Source organism: Polaromonas sp. LjRoot131 (genome assembly GCF_964252805.1).
Taxonomy (GTDB): Bacteria; Pseudomonadota; Gammaproteobacteria; order Burkholderiales; family Burkholderiaceae_C; genus Polaromonas.
This window is the reverse complement of the sequence record NZ_CAXUPF020000001.1, coordinates 385,838-404,734: the sequence shown is the minus strand read 5'-3', so window position 1 is coordinate 404,734 and position 18,897 is coordinate 385,838. Positions and strand designations below refer to the sequence as shown.

The following is an 18,897-nucleotide window of genomic DNA, read 5'->3' as shown; positions in this document are numbered from 1 at the left end:
GCAAGACGGGGAATCGTGAGGTGGCCGCGGTCGCCGCGTGGGGCGGCAGCCGCGAGGGGATGAAATGAAGATAGCGGATTCATGGTGGGGAGGCGATAGTCCTTTCGTCCTAATGGGCGGCAGGCCTGCGCCTTTTTTCCTTTCTTTTTTTTTGGTTATTCCGGTTTCAACAAACAACAAACTTCAACGAAGCTGACCTCAAAATATCGGGTCTCAATAAGCCGCGCCATCCTTGAAGACCAGGCGGATGGTTTTCAGGATGATGAAAAAGTCCAGCTGCAGCGACCAGTTGCGCAGGTAATCCAGGTCGCAGTCGATGCGCGACTGCATCTTGTCCAGCGTGTCGGTCTCGCCGCGCTGGCCGTTGACCTGGGCCCAGCCCGTGATACCGGGCCTGACCTTGTGGCGCACCATGTAGCCCTTGATCAGCGAGCGGTACATCTCGTTGTGCGCCACGGCGTGCGGGCGAGGGCCGACGATGCTCATGCGGCCCTGCAGCACGTTGATGAACTGCGGCAACTCGTCGAGCGAGGTCTTGCGCAGGATGGCGCCCAGGCGGGTGACGCGCATGTCGTTCTTGCTGGCCTGGCGTATCGCGGCGCCGTCCTCGGTGACGGCCATGGAGCGGAATTTGTAGACCAGGATCTGCTCACCGTCCAGGCCGTAGCGGCGCTGCTTGAAGATGACCGGGCCCGGCGAGTCCAGCTTCACCAGCAGGGCGATGACCCCCATCACGGGAAAGATCAGCAGCAGGATCAGCAGCGACAGCACGATGTCGCTGGCCCGCTTGAGGAAACCGTTGACGCCGCGGAAGGGCGTGTCGCAGACCGAGATCACCGTGACGCCGCACACCGTGTCGCTGCGGCCCTGGATCAGGTCGGTGATGAACATGTCCGGCACGAAGTAGATCGAGGCGGTGGTGTCCTTGAGGCCGTCGAGCACCTGCAGGATGCGCGGCCGCGAGGCCATGGGCAGCGACAGGTAGATGAACTGGATGCGGTGCTGCTTGACGTAGGCCGGCAGGTCGTCGATCTTTCCGACCAGCCGGTGCTCGTCCTGGGCTTCCCGGCGCTCCTCGCCGCGGTCGTCGAAAAAGCCCTTGAGTTCAATGCCCGAATAGGCCGATCCGGCAATGTGCCTGGCCAGCGAAACGCCCTGCTCGTTCATGCCGACGATCACCGCGCCGTGTGGCGGCCCCTGCAGTTTCAGCAGCTGCGGCGCCGCGGCCCTGAGCGCCAGGTGCGCGCCGGCCTGGGCCACGGGCGCCACCCACAACCAGTGCATCAGCACGGTCATGGAAAATTTGTGGAAGTACTCCGTCACATAGCCGGTCAGCAGCAGCAGGCCGGCTATCCATATCCAGTGGAAGGCGATGGTCGAGAACACCTTCCACACCGGCAGACGCAACTGGGACGTGCCCGGAAAGGTCAGAGAGAACACGATGACCGACAGGATCAGGTAGGCGGGCCGCACCGAACCCTCAAAATAAAACGCCAGCGCCCACAGAGAGAACACCAGCACCAGCGGGTCCAGCCCGGCTTCGACGGCGGTGAACAGGTGGCTGCGCCCCAGGCCCATGGAGCGGGGTTCGCGCTGGTTGAGCCAGGCGGACGCGGATTGGAGCTGGTTTGCTTCAGCCATAGATACTGACCCTCGTCACTTTGGAAACCGCCTGCGCGCGGTTAAACACATTGAGCTTCTGGAAGATGCGCTGCATGTGGTTCTTCACGGTGAAGCCGCTGATGTTCAGGATGGCGCCTATCTCGGAGTTGGTTTTCCCCATGGCCACCCAGGCCATGATCTGCGTCTCGCGTTCGCTGAGGCCGCAGGCGTCCTCGGCGGCGCCGCGCGCGGCCGGCGCATTGCGGCGCTGCTGCGGCAGGGGCGCCAGCTGGCGCAGCACGGCATCCATGCTGGGCATCAGCATGCGCATGGCGGTGCGTGCCGGCTCCAGCGGAATCGGCTGGGCGCACATCAGGACATACAGGCAGTCCTGCTGCGCCCGCTCGTCCTGCAGCCCATGGATCAGCACAGAGCGCATGCCGCGCAGGCTGTCGCTGAATGAGCCCGGCAGGCTCGCCTGGCCCAGCAGGTAGTCGAATTCACTGAAGTCCAGGCTGCAGGGCTGCCGGCCGGCGGCCAGCCAGCGCTCGTGGAACTTTCCCAGAAGAAAAGGCAGGCCGTCCGTGCCCGGGGCATAGGACCGCGCGCCGGGCAGGCTGGACACCACGTCGTGCTGCACGGTGCCTTCCTGGAAATTCCCCCAGCCCGCCAGCAGGATGTCGTGGGGAAGGCATTGCTGCATGTCGCCCTGCAGCCAGGCCAGCAGTTCGGCATGCCGTGTGATGGCCGCACTTTGCCCGACCAATGCGGCATAGCGCGAGGAGTCTTCGCTGGAAAGCGGAGTCTGAAAATTCATGTCTGGGGATCACTTCCTGAGTTTTTGTTTCCGTGAGCGCGCCTGTAAGCCTGTGTAGGGGCGCCCCGGAACGGCTGATTGAGGATCGAACAAATCGCCGGGAGGCGCCATGCGCCAAGCGAGAAAGTTGATGTAGGAGACGGACTCAGTTTAGGGTTTTCCCGATTGATTCATTTGACGAAACGTCTGCGCATTCGTTGCAACAACGTAACAGCTGTTCGCTTGATGAGGGATGCCGCATAAAACGATACGGCTTGCAACAGTTTGCTTTTTTCATGCCCGCGCTTGGTGCCTTGCTTGATTACGCTCTAGGCATTCCAACGCAGACACGTGCGCAGAGACACGCACTCACACGACCCCGCAAGCCGGGCGTCAGGATATTTCGCGCAGCATCAGAAAGGAACCCGCATCCGATGACCGGCCAGAAAATGAAACGCAGCCTTGAAGTGGACACCTTGAGAGGCATTGCCTGCGTCTTGCTGGTCTTGTTCCATGTGGTGGGAGACACCCCCACCACCGGATTGAGAATCCCCGAAGGGCACTGGCTGCAGGTCTTCAATGAAGCGCTGGCCTACATCCGCATGCCGCTGTTCTCCTTCATCTCGGGCTACGTCTACGGCTTTCGTCCCTACCAGAGCCGCCCGCTGGGCTTCATCAAGGGCAAGGTGCGCAGGCTGCTGCTTCCGCTGGTCACGGTGGGAACCCTTTTTGCCGTCGTGCAGGCATTCACGCCGGGCACCAACAACGCAGTGGACCACTGGTGGCTGCTGCACATCGTGCCCGTGGGCCACTTCTGGTTTCTGGAAGCCTTGTTCATCGTCTTCCTGGTCGTCATCCTGCTGGAGCACCTGAAAGCACTGGCGACGCCGGCCGGCTTTGCGCTGACCTGGGCCTTGGCAGCCGTGCTCTTCGACTACTTCAGCCCGCCGAATTATTTTGCCGCCCAGGGCGCTGTCTACCTGCTGCCGTTTTTCCTCGCAGGCCTGGCCTGCAAGCGCTTTGAAATAGGCGGCCCTGCCGCGCGCGGCATCGCGGCAGCCGTCTTCATCTGCGCCGCCACCGTGGCCATGCTGCTGCCGCAGTTCTCCGAACAGGGCACCTCCCTACCCGCGCTCGGGCTCGGCGTGTGCAGCGCCTTTTTGTTGCTGCGCAGCGGATGGAGTTCGCCGCGCATGGCCTACATCGGCTCCTATTCATTCGCGATCTACCTGCTGCATGTGTTCTTCACCGCGGCAAGCCGCATTGTTTTGAAGAAGATAGGTGTCACGGATATTTATGTCCTGATGATGGCCGGCCTGGCTGCGGGCCTTGCCGGCCCTATCATCTCGGCGCTGCTGATCAGCCGGCATGCGGGGCTCAACCTGTGGCTGCTGGGCACGACTGGTTCGAGGGCTAAGGCGAAAGAGGCGAAGGCTGCACCGGCTTGATGGGGGTTGGACCGCATTGCACAGCCCCTAAATACCTACGGACAAGTTCGTGTCGATTGATCTGTTGTCGCGTGCTACCAAAACTTCCACCATGGTGTGCCCGGCTTGATCGTCGATTCGTCCCACTCGCCATCCGCGCGGCGCACCGCCCGTACATTGCCAACGACGATCTCAGTATCAGCACCGTGATCAATAAACTCCAGCAAGTCCAAGACAATCCAAAATGCGCTCCCCTCTTGGGGTTGAACATTCAAAGCAAAGTCATCAGTCGAGGTTCCGATTACATCCACTTCTGTCACGGAGGGTGTGGTCTCTCCGTAAACGGAACCGAGAACGCCAGCGATTCCGACGGCCCTCGTCTCGTCCGTGTCACGAACTCGTACGAGGTCTCCAAATCCGATGGGCGAGCTACCAACTGTAGTCATAAGGTTTGACCTGCGAGGCTACGGCAAGTAGCGTTCGGGCTTGGACGTTCTGTGGAATGTTCCATCTGGGTCTACTCCCGCGCCAGTCAAGCAGGTGCCAATTTGGTGAATCTTTGCTGACTTTGGCAAGAACTCAAAGATCAGCGTACAGTAATTTCCCCCGCTATAGACACCAAGACAGTGATCTTCGGTTAGGGCTATCTCTCCCTCTGCCTTTGCTTGTATTGGTGCGTCTTGAAACATGTTACCCAGGACGATGAGGCGAAAGCCCGCGGTGTTCGGATTTCCCGTTGAATCAACAGACTCGATCTTCAGTTGGTCGCCGTGCGAACGAAAGAAAATGCCAGATGGTGTGCACTGCTTGGCCTCAACTGGAATGGCAAGCGTTGCACCAATGACAAAGAGAAGAGTCGGCAGTCCGCGAAGGAAAGACTTGTTGTTCATTTTGAGTTTTTCTCAGGTCGATGAAAAGGACCAAGCCTCTGCAAACCGATTCTAGGCGGACAGTCTGCTTACCGCCTCCTCAATACGGACGAGTGCAACCAATCAACCCATTCGGTTTGTTTGAGCATCGCATTCATGACCGTCGTCACGGGAGCCGACTCTCCGCCTTCGTGGAAACATGGCCTGGCTTAAACTGTGCGGCACGCCGGGCGCCAAGCTGCGGAGACCAAGAACAGTCATGACGGAGACAAAACACACATGAATATTGTCATCACCGGCGGCGCCGGATTCCTGGGTGCGAGGCTGGCCCGCCAGCTACTCGAACAGGGAAAACTTTCCCTTGCAGGCGCCGCGCCGCAAACCATACAGACCATCACACTGGTCGACCGAGTAGCACCGCCCGCAGCCCTGGCAGCAGACCCTCGGATTCGCGCGGTGGTCGGCGACCTTAACGAACTCCTCGAAAGCAGCGATACGGCATCGCAGGTCGTACGCGCCGACGACGCGCTGGTGTTTCACCTGGCCGCGGCCGTCAGCGGCGAGTGCGAAGCCGACTTCGACCTCGGCATGCGCAGCAACGTCGACGCCACGCGCGCGCTGCTGCAGGCCTGCCGCAAGCTGGGCAGCTCTCCCACCGTGGTGTTCGCGAGTTCGCTCGCGGTGTTCGGCAATTCGCCTGCGCAGCCCCTGCCGCCGGTGATCGACGACAGGACGCTGCCGACGCCGCAGAACAGCTATGGCATCCAGAAATTCATTGGCGAGCAGTTGGTGGCGGATTACGCGCGCAAGGGTTTTATACGCGGGCGCAACGTGCGGCTGATGACCGTCAGCGTGCGGCCCGGCAAACCGAACGGCGCGGCCTCCAGCTTCTTGAGCGGCATGATCCGCGAGCCGCTGGCGGGCCAGCGCGCCGCATGCCCGGTGCCGCGCGAAACGGCCGTGGCTTTGGCCTCTCCGGCACGAACGATTGAAGGGCTGGTGCGCGCGGCGGAGGCCAATGATGCCGAGTGGGGTGCGCGTACGGCGATCAACCTGCCGGCGCTGAAGACCACGGTCGGCGAGATGGCCGCGGCGCTGGAGCGCGTGGCCGGTAAAGAGGCCGCCGGCCTCATCGACTGGACGCCGGACCCTGCCATCGCCAATATCGTGGCCAACTGGCCGGCGGTCATAGACGCCGCCCGCGCCCGGGGCTTGGGCCTCTTGCCTGACCCCGACTTCGACAGCATTATTGCGGCTTACTTAAGCGAAAACCCGCGCACCGTGTCCAAGGCGTCGGCGCAATAATAGGTGTGCATACGGCTGCATGCCGTAGTCGCGGATTTTCTGAACAACGATTATTTTGGAGACATCATGAAAATTTCAAAACTGCTGCTCGGCATGGCTTTGGGCCTGGGTTTCATCGCGGCGGCAAACGCACAGACAACCATGCGGATCAGCATTTCCACGGCGCAGAATTCGCACCAGGGCGTGGCCATCGACACCTTTGCCAAGGAGGTCGAAAAGCGCACCGCAGGCCGCTACAAGGTCCAGACCTTCTACAACGGCGCACTGGGCGGCGAGCGCGAATCGATTGAAGCCGTGCAGCTGGGCACCCAGGAACTGGCTTTCTCGTCCACCGGCCCCATACCCAACTTCGTGCCCGAGACCAAGATCCTCGACGTGCCCTTCCTGTTCCGCGACAAGGCGCATGCACGCGCGGTGCTCGACGGCCCCATCGGCCAGAACCTGCTGACCAAGTTCGACGCCAAGGGCTTCAAGGCGCTGGCCTGGGCCGAAAACGGCTTTCGCCACATGACCAACAGCAAGCGCGACGTGAAGCTGCCGGAAGACCTCAAGGGCCTGAAGATGCGCACCATGGAAAACCCGGTGCATATCGCGGCCTACAAAGGCCTGGGCATCATCACCACGCCCATGGCCTTTCCTGAGGTATTCACCGCGCTGCAGCAAGGCACGGTCGACGGCCAGGAAAATCCGCTGTCCGTGATCATGTCCGCCAAGTTCGACCAGGTGCAGAAGCACCTGTCGCTGACCGGCCACGTTTATTCGCCCTGCATCTTCGTGATGAACAAGGCAGCCTTCGACAAGCTCAGCGCCGCCGACAAGACGGCCTTCGTCGATGCGGCCAAGGAGGCCACCAAGGCCAACCGCGCGCGCGTCGACCAGGACGATGCCAACGGCGTGGCCGAGTTGCGCGCCAAGGGCATGACCGTGATCGAGAACGTCGACAAGGCCAAATTCGTCGCCATGCTGGCACCCGTCAATGCCGAGTTCGAGAAGCAGTTCGGCAAGGCGAACATCGACGCGATCCGCAACTACAAATAAGGTACACGGCCGGCCGGTTTCGACCTGGCCCGGCTGCGCCCATTTGCCACCGAAGGCGCCCGCAGGCATAGCACTCGCGGGCGTTTTCCATATCCCTCTTATCCATGGCCCCCCATGAAACAAGCCTTCCTCACATTTGAACGGTGGACCACCGGCTTCTCGATGCTGGTGGCCTGCCTGATGCTGGTCATCGCCTCGGCGCTCGGCATGTTCCAGATCGTGACCCGCTTCGTCCTGGAACAGCCCGCCGAATGGAGCGAAATCCTGATCCGCCTGAGCCTGATCTGGATGGTCTTCATGGGCATCCCCATGGCCTTCCGGCAGGGCGCCATGGTCAGCGTGGACGTGCTTTACCGCTGGAGCCCGCCGCGCATCCGGCGCGTGCTGGACTGGTTTGTCTGCCTGGCCGCCCTGGCGCTGGTCGCCGTGATTGTCTGGTGGGGCTGGGACTATTCGCTGCGCGGCCAGGTGCAGTCGATGGCGGGGCTGGAGTCGGTCTCGATGTTCTGGGGCTATGTGGCCATGCCCGTGGGCGGCATGTTCTGCGTGATCGGCATCATCGGCAACCTGCTGGATCCGCAGCGCAACGAACTGGAAACCGCACAATGAAAACAGAAGCTGGATTTCACCTTCAAGCATGGGCCGCGGAACCGGCTTTGCCGGGCCGCAGGCGCAACGGCCCCCTCGGGGGGCAGGGAACACACGAAGTGAGTGACCGTGGGGGCCCGGTATGACCGCGGTGATGATTTCAACGATGGTGCTGTGCTTTGCGCTCACCGTCTCGGTGGCCGTGTCCATAGGCCTGGCATCCATCTTCGGCATCCAGGCATCCAACGCCAACATGCTGATCTCCGTCAAGGAGATGTTCTCCTCGATCAACAAATTTCCGCTGGCCGCGATTCCCTTCTTCATCCTGGCCGGCAACCTGATGGAAACCGGCGGCATCTCGCGCCGACTGGTGGAGTTCGCCAAAAGCATCGTGGGAGGCGTCCAGGGCGGCCTGCCCATGACCTGCGTGCTGACCTGCATGATTTTCGCGGCCGTCTCCGGCTCGTCCGTGGCCACCACCTTCGCCATAGGCGCCATCCTGATCCCGGCGCTCATCAAGCACGGCTACCCCACGGCCTATGCCGCGGCCCTGCAGGCCACCAGCGCGGAGCTGGGCGTGATCATCCCGCCGTCCATCCCCATGATCCTCTACGGCGTGAGCGCCGAGGTCTCCATCGGTGAACTGTTCATCGCCGGCTTCGGCCCGGGCCTGCTGATCGGCTTTGCACTGATGCTGTTTGTGCACCTGTACTGCCGCTGGAAGGGCTGGGGCAAACAGGACGGCGACGGCCGCTTGAGCTTCGGCAAGGCCACCTGGCAGGCCGGCTGGGCGCTGCTGATGCCGGTCATCATTCTGGGCGGCATTTACGGCGGCATCTTCACGCCGACCGAGGCCTCGGCGGTGGCGGTGTTTTACGCGCTGGTCGTCGGCATCGTGATCTACCGCGAGATCAAGCTGGCGGACCTCTACGTCATCCTGCGCAAGTCGGTGATTTCCAGCGCCGTGATCATGTTCATCATCGCCAACGCCGGGCTGTTCGCCTTCCTGATCACCCGCGCCGGCGTGCCGGACGCCATAGGCCACTGGCTGCAGGAGGTGCTGAAGTCGCCCGCCCTCTTCCTGTTGGGCGTCAACGCCGCGCTGTTCATCATCGGCATGTTCATCGAGACCAGCGCCGCCATCATCGTGCTGGCGCCCATCCTGGCGCCGGTGGCGGTGCATTTCGGCATAGACCCGGTGCACTTCGGGCTGGTGATGGTGGTCAACCTCGCACTCGGCATGATCACGCCGCCTTTCGGCGTAAACCTGTTCGCGGCCTGCACCGTCGCCAGAATTTCGCTGGACCGCATCGTGACGCACCTGCTGCCCTTTGTAGCGGTCATATTGGCTTGCCTGATGGTGATCACTTACGTCCCGCAACTCTCGCTGGGCCTGCGCGACCTGGTTTACGCCAAATAGCCCGGTCCCGAAGGGGATTCACGAAGCTGTCACGCCGGGCCGGCATGCTCGGGTTTTCATTTCAGGATGAAATCCCATGCAGCTCCACAAAACCGACCGTGCCCGCGCCGAGCTCAAGCCCGGCGTGAGAACGCTAGGCCAGCGCGAGCGCACCCTGCTGTTGATGGCCGACGGCAGCAAGTCCGCCCAGGACTTCCGCCCGTTGTTTGACGGCGACGGCGAGGCTATCGCCCTGCGCCTGCTGCGCGATGGCTTTCTGGAAGCGCACCCGGGCAAAACGTCCGCACCGGCGCCCGCTCCCAAACCCACACCCGCCCAGCTGCAGAACTTCCCGAGCCCCGAAACCACGCAGGCCATCCAGGTGTCGGCCGACCAGTTTGAGGGCAAGCGCTCGCTCGCCACCACCCGCATGTTCCTGTTCGACATCTGCGAGCGCATGTTCGCCCGGCGCGACCCGGTGATGGCCGAGCGCTTTCGCGAAGCGCTGCGCAACGCCAAGGACCGCGACAGCATGCTGGCCGCCTCGCGCGAAATGATCGAAGAAATCGAAAAAATCGCGGGCCACGAGCGTGCCGACTCCATCAGCGAGCGCATCGCCATGCTGCTGCCGCAGCACATAGACATCGTGGCGTAGCGACCTGAGAGCCGCGACCAAACCCCTGAGGTTTTACCCCCTCTCCCCCTGGGGAGAGGGTTGGGGTGAGGGCCGGCGGCGCAAATACCCCAAGTTTTCATGCATGAGCCGCGGCCCTCACCCCTGCCCTCTCCCAGAGGGAGAGGGAGTAAGAAAGAAACGGTGCGCTGCAGTCGTGTCTTTTGGTTTTGCTCCTTCCCCCGCTGGGGGAAGGCAGGGATGGGGGCTGTCGGCGCCTGATATTTCGCTGCGCGTGTTGAAGGCTGCGGCCCTCACCCCGCCTCTCCCAGAAGAACAGGACGCAAGACTTGGCCAGCATCGCCGGGAGGGTCTTGGGGGCGGCCTAAGTTACACTCGGCGGGGTCAGGAGAGAGTTTTCCCAGCGAAAACCGCCGAAGGCGCACGTACACCCCGGGGCAACCCTTTTTGGTGCACTGAACGCTCAGGCAAAAGGACTGGCAACCGCCCTGCGGCGCACCACGCGGCAAGGCGTTCCCTACTGGAGAGAGGCCGTTTTCAAGACGACCCACCGAAGGAGCAAATCCGCATCGCCGGGTGAATCTCTCAGGTAAAGTGGACAGCAGGGGCAGCCCATGGGATGAGAACCTGTTCAGGTTCTCAGGGCCATGAACCTGTTTGCCCCCCCCGGAGAATGTCTTGTCCGATTCGTCCACCTCTTCCGCCGTACCTGAAACCCTGCTGAAAACGCCGCTGCACGACCTGCATGTGGAGCTTGGCGCGCGCATGGTGCCCTTCGCGGGCTATTCCATGCCGGTGCAATACCCCGCAGGGCTGATGGCCGAACACCTTCATACGCGCCAGGCCGCCGGCCTCTTTGACGTGTCGCACATGGGCCAGCTGCGCCTGGTGGGTGCCGACGCCGCGGCGGCGCTCGAATCACTGATCCCGGTCGACGTGATCGACCTGCCCGCCGGCAAGCAGCGCTACGGCCTGCTGCTCAACGACGAAGGCGGCATCATCGACGACCTGATGTTCTTCAACCGCGACTACGCGAATGGCGGCGACATCTTCGTCATTGTCAACGGTGCCTGCAAGGTAGGCGACATCGCGCACATCCAGGCCAAAATCGGCTCGCGCTGCCAGGTCATCCCCATGCCCGAGATGGCGCTGCTGGCACTGCAGGGCCCACAGGCCGTCAACGCGTTGCAGCGCCTGGCCCCAGGTGTTGAAAAGCTGGTGTTCATGACCGGCGGGCGCTTCAGCGTCGCGGGCTGCGACTGCTTCCTCACGCGCAGCGGCTACACCGGCGAAGACGGCTTTGAAATTTCGGTGCACGCCTCGCAAGCCGAGACGCTGGCGCGCGCGCTGCTGGCCCAGCCCGAGGTCAAGCCCATAGGCCTGGGCGCGCGCAACTCGCTGCGCCTGGAAGCGGGCCTGTGCCTCTACGGCAACGACATCGACACAACGACCACCCCGGTCGAAGCCAGCCTCAACTGGGCCATGCAAAAAGTGCGGCGCACGGGCGGCGCGCGCGCCGGCGGCTTCCCGGGCGCGGACAAAATCCTGGCGCAACTGGCCGACCCCGCCACGCTGGCCCGCAAGCGCGTGGGCCTGGTGGCGCTGGAGCGCGTGCCCGTGCGTGACCACACCGAACTGCAAAGCACCGACGGCGCTTCAATCGGTGAAGTCACCAGCGGCCTGCTGGGCCCCACGATCAACCAGCCGGTCGCCATGGGCTATGTGAAACCCGAATTCGCCGCCCTGGGCACCCGCGTGAACGCCATCGTGCGCGGCAAACCCGTGCCCATGGAAGTCGCGGCCATGCCTTTTGTCCCCAACCGCTACTTCCGCGGCTGACCCCTGCCGTCCCCACCCCTTAACCCCTGGAGATTCTCATGACCGTCAAATACACCGAAGACCACGAATGGCTCAAGATTGAAGGCGACATCGCCACCGTCGGCATCACCGTGCATGCACAGGATGCGCTGGGCGACGTGGTGTTTGTGGACCTCCCCGCCGTGGGCACGACCTTCGCGCAGAAGGAAACCGCCGGCGTCGTCGAGTCGGTGAAAGCCGCCGCCGACGTCTACATGCCCGTGAGCGGCGAAGTGACGGCCATCAATGAAGCCCTGAAGGACGACCCGTCGCTGGCCAACAGCGACCCCATGGGCGCCGGCTGGTTCTTCAAGATCAAGCTGTCCGACCCATCGCAGCTTGACGCGCTGATGGACGAGACCCGCTACACGGCTTTCTCGGCCTGATTTTTTACTATCCTTTTCTCTGTTTTCTGACTCCTGGCTGCCAAGCCTGACACGGGACCCGACATGTTGATGCAAACCGCCAAGCCCCTGGGCGACCTTGAAAACCCCTCCGAATTCATCGCGCGCCACATCGGCATTGACGAGACCGACGAAGTCCACATGCTCAGCATCGTGGGCTCGGCCTCGCGCCGCGAGCTGGTCGAGGGGATCGTTCCGCGCTCCATCGCGCGCAGCACGCCCATGGCCATCCCGGCCCCGGTCACGGAAGCCGCCGCGCTCAAGCAGCTCAAGGCCATCGCGGCCAAGAACCAGGTGTTCAAGAACTTCATCGGCCAGGGCTATTACGGTACCTGCACGCCGGGCGTGATCCTGCGCAACATCCTCGAGAACCCCGCCTGGTACACGGCCTACACGCCCTACCAGGCCGAGATTTCACAGGGCCGCATGGAGGCGCTGATCAACTTCCAGACCATGGTCTGCGACCTGACCGGCATGCCGATCGCCAACGCCTCCATGCTCGACGAGGCCACCGCCGCCGCCGAAGCCATGACCCTGGCCAAGCGCAGCGTCAAAAGCAAGAGCAATGTCTTCATCGTGGCCGGTGACTGCCATCCGCAAACCATCGAAGTGATCCAGACCCGCGCCAAACCGCTGGGCATTGAAGTCAAGGTCAGCACGGCCTCGGCCACCCTGCCCCTGCTCATGGCCGAGGGCGACTACTTCGGCGTGCTGGCCCAGTACCCGGCCACCACCGGCAGCATCCACGACCTGCGTCCGCTCGCGGGCCAGGCCCATGTCGACGGCGCGGCCTTGTGCGTCGCGGCCGACCTGCTGGCGCTCACCTTGCTGACGCCGCCGGGCGAATGGGACGCCGACATCGTGCTGGGCAACACCCAGCGTTTCGGCATGCCCATGGGCAACGGCGGGCCGCACGCGGCTTACCTGGCCTGCCGCGACGAGTTCAAGCGCTCGCTGCCGGGCCGCCTGGTCGGCGTCAGCGTCGACAGCCACGGCAACCCGACCTACCGCCTCGCGCTGCAGACACGCGAGCAGCACATACGCCGCGAAAAAGCCACCTCCAACATCTGCACCGCGCAGGTGCTGCCGGCCGTCATTGCCAGCATGTACGCGGTCTACCACGGCCCGCAAGGCCTCAAGCGCATCGCCGAACGTGTGGCCGCCTACACCGCCGTCTTCGTGCGCGGCCTGCAGGAACTCGGCTATGAAATCACCAACACCGGCGCTTTTGATTCCGTGACGGTGAAGACCGGCGAGGCGACCAATGCAATCGCCGAGCGCGCGCGCAAGGCCGGTGCCAACCTGCGCTTTCGCCTGAACAACCACCTGGGCGTGTCGCTGGACGAAACCACCAGCCGCAAGGACATCGAGCTGCTCTGGTCCTTCTTCGCCAAACCCGGCCAGACGATTCCCGTGGTCAGCGCCTTCGAAAAAGGCGTGGAGTCGCTGATTCCCGCCGACCTGCGCCGCACCACGCCTTTCCTCACACACCCGGTGTTCAACACCCACCACTCCGAAACCGGCATGCTGCGCTACATCCGCATGCTGAGCGACAAGGACCTGGCGCTGGACCGCAGCATGATCCCGCTGGGCAGCTGCACCATGAAGCTCAACGCGACCAGCGAGATGATTCCCATCACCTGGCCCGAGTTCGCCAACATCCATCCCTTCGCACCCGCCGAACAGTTGCAGGGCTATGCCGAACTCGACAAGCAGTTGCGCGACTGGCTGTGCCAGGCCACGGGTTATGCCGGCATCAGCCTGCAGCCCAACGCCGGCTCGCAGGGCGAATACGCGGGCCTGCTGGTCATCAAGGCCTTCCATGAAGCCAAGGGCCAGGGCCATCGCAACATCTGCCTGATTCCCTCCTCGGCCCACGGCACCAACCCGGCCAGCGCGCAGATGGTCGGAATGACCGTGGTCGTGACCGCCTGCGACGCGCAGGGTAACGTCGACATGGTCGACCTCAAGGCCAAGTGCGAAAAGCACAGCGACAACCTGGCCTGCGTGATGATCACCTACCCCAGCACGCACGGCGTGTTTGAAACGCAGGTGAAAGAACTCTGCGCCATGGTGCACAGCCACGGCGGCCGCGTCTACGTGGATGGCGCCAACATGAACGCGCTGGTCGGCGTGGCCGCACCGGGCGAGTTCGGCGGCGATGTGAGCCACCTGAACCTGCACAAGACCTTCTGCATTCCGCACGGCGGCGGCGGCCCGGGTGTGGGCCCGGTCTGCGTGGTGGCCGACCTGGTGCCTTACCTGCCCGGCCATGCGACGGCCGGCATCCCCGTCAACGGTGTGGGGGCCGTCTCGGCCGCTCCGCTGGGCAATGCCGCGGTGCTGCCCATCAGCTGGATGTACTGCCGCATGATGGGCCCCGAGGGCCTGACGCAAGCCACCGAGGTCGCCATCCTGAGCGCCAACTACATCAGCTCGCGCCTCAAAGACCACTACCCCACGCTGTACGCCAGCGAAAACGGCCATGTGGCCCACGAGTGCATTCTCGATTTGCGCCCACTGAAAGAAACCAGCGGCGTCAGCGCCGAGGACGTGGCCAAGCGCCTGATGGACTACGGCTTTCACGCGCCCACGCTGAGCTTCCCCGTGCCCGGCACGCTGATGGTCGAACCGACCGAAAGCGAAACCCTGGCAGAACTGGACCGCTTCATCGACGCGATGATCGCCATCCGCGACGAGATCCGCAAGATCGAAGCCGGCCAGTGGCCGCAGGACAACAACCCGCTCAAGCACGCACCGCACACCGCGGCCAGCCTGCTGGGCGCCGACTGGGACAGGCCTTACTCGCGCGAGACCGGTGCCTTCCCGCTGGCTTCGCTCAAGCTGGTGAAGTACTGGCCGCCCGTGGGCCGGGTCGACAACGTTTACGGCGACCGCAACCTGTTCTGCAGCTGCGTGCCGGTGAGCGACTACGCTTAAAACGCTTCTCTTGCTCCACGCCACTTTGCCCGCCGCATGGACGCCACGCTCGTCCTGATCATTGTGGGCGCGGCGGCGGCGGGCTTTGTCCAGGGCCTGTCGGGTTTTGGCTTCAGCCTGGTGGCCATGTCTTTCTGGGCCTGGGCCATAGACCCGAAGCTGGCGGCCGTCATGGCGGTGTTCGGCGGGCTTGTGGGCCAGGTCATGGCGGCTTTCACGGTCAGCCGCGTGACCGACTGGAAGCGACTGCTGCCCTTCCTGGCCGGCGGCCTGCTCGGGCTTCCGCTGGGTCTTTTGTTGTTGCCGCAACTTGACGTTCAGCTGTTCAAGCTGTTTCTCGGCGTGCTGCTGGCGGCATGGTGCCCGGCCATGCTTTTTTCGGGCAAGCTTCCGCGCATCCACCATGGCGGCCGCGTCGCCGACGGCACGATAGGCGCGGCCGGTGGTTTTATGGGGGCCTTGGGTGGCTTCAGCGGTGTCATTCCGACGCTGTGGTGCACGCTGCGGGGCTACGAGAAGAGTGCCCAGCGTGCCGTCATCCAGAACTTCAACCTGGCGGTGCTGACAGTCACCATGGCCAGCTACGCCGCCGCCGGCCTGGTCACCCGCGAGACGCTTCCCATGCTGGCCATCGTGGCGCCTGCTGCGCTGATTCCCGCCTGGTTCGGTGGACGGGTTTACATGGGCATCAGCGACCTGGCTTTTCGCAGGCTGGTGCTGAGCCTGCTGACCTGTTCGGGTCTGGCGATGCTGGTGTCATCCGTGCCGGAGTTGTTGCGGCGAATAGGCTAGGCCACGCAGCGCGTTTCAATAAAAACGGGAGCCGGCCCGTAGCTCGCGAATGGCCCGCATCATGGTGGGCGCCAGCATATTCCATTGCAAGGCCCGTACCGATCGACGGTATCGCAGCCCGCTGGCCCGCAGGGACTCGGACACCAGTTCCAGCGGATCGCTCACCACGCATAAAAGGCGCGTGAGCATGGGGTCCTTGTCGGTAGGCACACCGCCGAGGAAGGCGTCGTTCTTCCCGTCCCACAAAAGCTGGGCATTGATGTGGATGCCCCAGCCGCATTCCCAGCCGTTCGCTTGCAGGCGTTCACGGGCGGCGGCCACGTATTCGGCATCAAAAATGTAGGTGTCGGTACGCACCCAACGGCCCAGCCAGATTTCCGCCAGCGGGCGCGCCGCCGGCGTGGCTCTCGGGATCAGGCCGCGCAGCATCTCGCCGCGCATCTCCATGTAGCGCAACCGCGCCGGGATGCCGGCAGAGCGCATCAGCGCGATCAGCAAGGTCGCCTTGTCGTCGCCGTCGCCCCCGCGCGCCTCGAGTACGTCGCGTGCCGTCGGGTATTGCAGCTTGACTCGCTTGGTATAGGGCAGGCGCTTGACGAAACGATAGATGGCCAGTGCCTTGTCCCGGTCGGTGCGGCACAACTGGACAAGCGCGCGAGCCTTCAGGCGCAGCTTGGAGTCGTCCAGGTCCAGCAGCGGCGTTGAGCCTAGCCAATCCTGCGGCCGGTCGCTGGCCTTCTTATGCAACCGGCGGGGCGAATCGAGTTGTGCGGCTAGTGCCACCATGGAACCACCAACGGAGTGAATGGTTCACGCATCGTAACCCCGGGAGGTGCGATTGTGGCGAATTTCAGTTCCACATTCGGGCGCTGAGAGGGAGCGTTGAATGTTGCGCCGCAGCATGTATCAAAAGCCGCTGGCCCTGTCTTGCAGACCGCAACCCAGTCAGAGCCTGGGCTTCTTCGCGCTGTCCGGATGCGCGCGGGCGCGCGCATCCAGAGCCGCAGCGCTCAGCCCCAACCCTCGCCCCGAGGAAGAAGAAGAGGAAGCAAGAACATCTCAGGCCAAGGCATTACGCAACTGGGTCTGTGCGATGGGCAGTTGCAGCGCCGCGGCGCGCTCCACCACGGGTGCCAGGCGGCGCAGCTTTTTCTGCGCGTGGTCCTTGGCGATGTCGGCCAGGCGGTGTTCCAGAAACGGGTTGAGCAGCCGGTCGCGCAATTCCACCAGGTAGGCGCGGGCTTCGGGGCCTGTGCCCTCGGCGTCAAATACCGGCAGCACCTCGTCGGCCCATACGGCTTCCAGCAGGGTGCGCAGCGCCGGGGTGTGCATGGCCTGCACCACAGTCATGTCCGCGGCACCGCCCTGCAACTGCCAGTGTTCCGCCAATACCGTGTGGCCCAGGTTCAGCAGCCAGAGCTTGCGTTGCTCGAAGGGGGCCAGCGCATCCGTCACCACCATGGCCGGATGGCTGCAAGGAAGCACCATGCCCGGCTGCTGTTCGATGGCCCACAGCGCATAGGGCTCGGCTACCGCGCCGGCGGGTTCCAGCGGGGACGACACGATGCGGTCCACCAGTGAATTGACCCACACGCAGTGCTCCCGCACATAACGAAGAAAGGAGGGCGTAGCGCCCCAGCTCTGTGCCAGTGTGGCTACCAGGTCGCGCAGCGTGTCGCCGTTGCGGCTGACCAGTTCGCAGGGGTACAGCGTCAGGGGAGCCTCCGGCTGCTGCTGCCAGCGGTGGTGCAGAAGCGCCACCAGCTTGGCGGGGTAGCTGCGCGGCGCCGTCGTGGGGTTACCCAGCAGCGCCGCGGTGTCGGCGTCGTCCAGTGCATAACCCCTATCTGCGGTGTTGGAGATGATGACCTGCACGGTGGTGGCCATGGCATCGCGTAACTGTGCCCAGTCGCGGCGGGCATGCCAGACGGACTGTACTGCGTTCACATGCACGGTTTCCTCGATGCGCTGGCCCTGTAGCATGCCGCGCAATTCGACGCGGTAGCCATGGGCCAGTGCCGCGGCGCGTGCACTGCTCTGCGGGCTGTCTGTGCTCTGCACGACGGTAATGCCGCCGAGTGCCTGGCCTTGGGCCAGGGCCTGGGACACAAACAGGTCAGCATGCGCCTGCAGAAAACGCCCGGTGCCGAACTGGAGGATGGGCGTGCTCACACGGAGGCTCCTGTCAGCATTCGATCAGTGCCTTGACCACGCCCTGCGTGGGGTCCAGCAGGGTGGCGAACTGGGCAGGTACGTCGGCCAGGGCCATGCGATGGGTGTTGAGTGCCGCGGTGGGGATTTTGCCGCCCCGCATCGCCTCCAGCACCGTTTCGAAGTCTTCCATGGTGGCATTGCGGCTGCCCAGCAGCATCGCTTCGCGTTTGTGAAACTCCGGATCAGCGAAGGTAATGTTGTCCAGCACGATCGACACCAGCACATACTTGCCGCCATGGGCAATGAACTGGAAGCCGCGCTCCATGGCCTTTGCGTTGCCTGTGGCGTCAAAAACGACATCGTAAAAATCGCCGTCGGTCAGTGCGCGCAACTCCTCCACGTCCTTGTCACCTATCAGGACACCCGCATGCGCACCCAGGTGTTGTTTGCAGAATTCCACCCTCTCCTTTCGCGTGTCCAGCGCCGTGACCTGGCCGCCACGCAGGCCGGCGAACAGCAGGGCGGCCATGCCGATGGGGCCCGTCCCTACCACCAGTACACGCTGGCCGGGCTGCACGTCGGCGCGGCGTACGGCGTGGGCGCCAATCGCCAGAAATTCCAGCATGGCGGCCTGGTCCAGTGAGACACCTTCCGCCTTGCGCACAAACTGCGCGGGTACGTTGAGATATTCGGTAAAGGCGCCGTCTCGGTGCACGCCCAGCACCTGGATGTTGACGCAGCAGTTGGTCTTGCCCTGGCGGCAGGCTACACACCGGCCGCACGACAGGTAAGGCATGACGAAGACGTTGTCGCCGGCCTGAAGGGCGCTGTCCGCTGGAGCTTCCTCTACGGTGCCCGCGATTTCGTGGCCCATGACGCGCGGATAGGCCAGGAAGGGTTGTTTGCCGGTGAAGATGTGCAGGTCGGTGCCGCACACGCCCACGCGGCGGATGCGCAGCAGCACATCGCCTTCACTGCGGAGGGGCATGGCCCCTTCGACCGTGCGCAGCACGCCGGGAGTTTCGCAAATGACTGTCAGCATAGATATCCTTGGCCTCCGGCAGCCGGTGCCGGAGGTGTCCTTGGGTTGGG

17 protein-coding genes and 2 riboswitches are annotated in these 18,897 nt (G+C 63.6%); of the genes, 10 read left to right on the top strand and 7 right to left on the bottom strand.

Going from position 1 to position 18,897, the window contains the following annotated elements; all coding sequences use genetic code 11:
- Positions 1-213: 213 nt before the first annotated feature.
- Both ACSQ27_RS01925 and epsA read right to left on the bottom strand, forming a co-directional pair.
- Positions 214-1,641, bottom strand: coding sequence for an undecaprenyl-phosphate glucose phosphotransferase (locus tag ACSQ27_RS01925; protein ID WP_436153794.1), 1,428 nt, complete (start codon positions 1,639-1,641; stop codon positions 214-216).
- A complete protein-coding gene (gene epsA / locus ACSQ27_RS01920) occupies positions 1,634-2,419 on the bottom strand; it encodes an XrtB/PEP-CTERM-associated transcriptional regulator EpsA (protein ID WP_436153793.1) in 786 nt (261 codons plus the stop codon). The genes ACSQ27_RS01925 and epsA overlap by 8 nt, the downstream gene beginning before the upstream one ends.
- 413 nt (positions 2,420-2,832) lie before the next feature.
- Here epsA and ACSQ27_RS01915 point away from each other — a divergent pair, with 413 nt between their 5' ends.
- Positions 2,833-3,846 (top strand): acyltransferase family protein, encoded by a 1,014-nt coding sequence (locus tag ACSQ27_RS01915; protein WP_436153792.1) that lies wholly within the window; start codon positions 2,833-2,835, stop codon positions 3,844-3,846.
- A gap of 74 nt (positions 3,847-3,920) precedes the next feature.
- Here ACSQ27_RS01915 and ACSQ27_RS01910 read toward each other — a convergent pair whose 3' ends face one another.
- Together ACSQ27_RS01910 and ACSQ27_RS01905 are read right to left on the bottom strand one after the other, a co-directional pair.
- Complete coding sequence (locus ACSQ27_RS01910) at positions 3,921-4,145, bottom strand: hypothetical protein (protein WP_436153791.1); 225 nt, start codon at positions 4,143-4,145, stop codon at positions 3,921-3,923.
- Between the two features lie 144 nt (positions 4,146-4,289).
- Positions 4,290-4,715 carry a hypothetical protein gene (locus ACSQ27_RS01905; RefSeq protein ID WP_436153790.1) on the bottom strand — a complete coding sequence of 142 codons (426 nt, stop codon included), beginning with the start codon at positions 4,713-4,715 and terminating at the stop codon, positions 4,290-4,292.
- A gap of 258 nt (positions 4,716-4,973) precedes the next feature.
- Here ACSQ27_RS01905 and denD point away from each other — a divergent pair, with 258 nt between their 5' ends.
- The 9 genes from denD to ACSQ27_RS01860 all read left to right on the top strand — a co-directional run bounded on the left by denD (position 4,974) and on the right by ACSQ27_RS01860 (position 15,651).
- Positions 4,974-5,999 (top strand): D-erythronate dehydrogenase, encoded by a 1,026-nt coding sequence (denD, locus tag ACSQ27_RS01900; protein ID WP_436153789.1) that lies wholly within the window; start codon positions 4,974-4,976, stop codon positions 5,997-5,999.
- 66 nt (positions 6,000-6,065) lie between these two features.
- Positions 6,066-7,037: a TRAP transporter substrate-binding protein gene (locus ACSQ27_RS01895; protein WP_436153788.1), complete on the top strand. Its 972-nt coding sequence runs from the start codon at positions 6,066-6,068 to the stop codon at positions 7,035-7,037.
- A 114-nt stretch (positions 7,038-7,151) separates the two neighbouring features.
- Positions 7,152-7,646 (top strand): TRAP transporter small permease, encoded by a 495-nt coding sequence (locus ACSQ27_RS01890; RefSeq protein ID WP_436153787.1) that lies wholly within the window; start codon positions 7,152-7,154, stop codon positions 7,644-7,646.
- 121 nt (positions 7,647-7,767) lie between these two features.
- A complete protein-coding gene (locus ACSQ27_RS01885; RefSeq protein ID WP_436153786.1) occupies positions 7,768-9,045 on the top strand; it encodes a TRAP transporter large permease in 1,278 nt (425 codons plus the stop codon).
- 76 nt (positions 9,046-9,121) lie between these two features.
- Complete coding sequence (locus ACSQ27_RS01880; protein ID WP_436153785.1) at positions 9,122-9,679, top strand: hypothetical protein; 558 nt, start codon at positions 9,122-9,124, stop codon at positions 9,677-9,679.
- A gap of 354 nt (positions 9,680-10,033) precedes the next feature.
- Positions 10,034-10,147, top strand: a riboswitch (glycine riboswitch).
- 21 nt (positions 10,148-10,168) lie between these two features.
- Positions 10,169-10,270, top strand: a riboswitch (glycine riboswitch).
- A 66-nt stretch (positions 10,271-10,336) separates the two neighbouring features.
- Positions 10,337-11,497, top strand: coding sequence for a glycine cleavage system aminomethyltransferase GcvT (gene gcvT / locus ACSQ27_RS01875; protein WP_436153784.1), 1,161 nt, complete (start codon positions 10,337-10,339; stop codon positions 11,495-11,497).
- A 38-nt stretch (positions 11,498-11,535) separates the two neighbouring features.
- The gene (gcvH, locus tag ACSQ27_RS01870) at positions 11,536-11,901 is read left to right on the top strand and encodes a glycine cleavage system protein GcvH (protein ID WP_436153783.1); all 366 of its coding nucleotides are present in this window, start codon (positions 11,536-11,538) and stop codon (positions 11,899-11,901) included.
- A gap of 63 nt (positions 11,902-11,964) precedes the next feature.
- Entirely contained in the window at positions 11,965-14,859 is a 2,895-nt protein-coding gene (gene gcvP / locus ACSQ27_RS01865) for an aminomethyl-transferring glycine dehydrogenase (protein ID WP_436153782.1), read from the top strand.
- Positions 14,860-14,895: 36 nt separating this feature from the next.
- Positions 14,896-15,651 (top strand): sulfite exporter TauE/SafE family protein, encoded by a 756-nt coding sequence (locus tag ACSQ27_RS01860; protein WP_436153781.1) that lies wholly within the window; start codon positions 14,896-14,898, stop codon positions 15,649-15,651.
- A gap of 15 nt (positions 15,652-15,666) precedes the next feature.
- On the opposite strand, the gene ACSQ27_RS01855 is transcribed toward ACSQ27_RS01860, so the two are convergent.
- The 3 genes from ACSQ27_RS01855 to ACSQ27_RS01845 form a co-directional block, all read right to left on the bottom strand.
- Positions 15,667-16,437 (bottom strand): transglutaminase-like domain-containing protein, encoded by a 771-nt coding sequence (locus ACSQ27_RS01855; protein ID WP_436153780.1) that lies wholly within the window; start codon positions 16,435-16,437, stop codon positions 15,667-15,669.
- A gap of 273 nt (positions 16,438-16,710) precedes the next feature.
- Positions 16,711-17,823, bottom strand: a complete 1,113-nt coding sequence (locus ACSQ27_RS01850; RefSeq protein ID WP_436153779.1) for a mannitol dehydrogenase family protein — start codon at positions 17,821-17,823, stop codon at positions 16,711-16,713.
- A gap of 13 nt (positions 17,824-17,836) precedes the next feature.
- Positions 17,837-18,847, bottom strand: coding sequence for a zinc-binding alcohol dehydrogenase family protein (locus tag ACSQ27_RS01845; protein ID WP_436153778.1), 1,011 nt, complete (start codon positions 18,845-18,847; stop codon positions 17,837-17,839).
- Between the last annotated feature and the right edge of the window lie 50 nt (positions 18,848-18,897).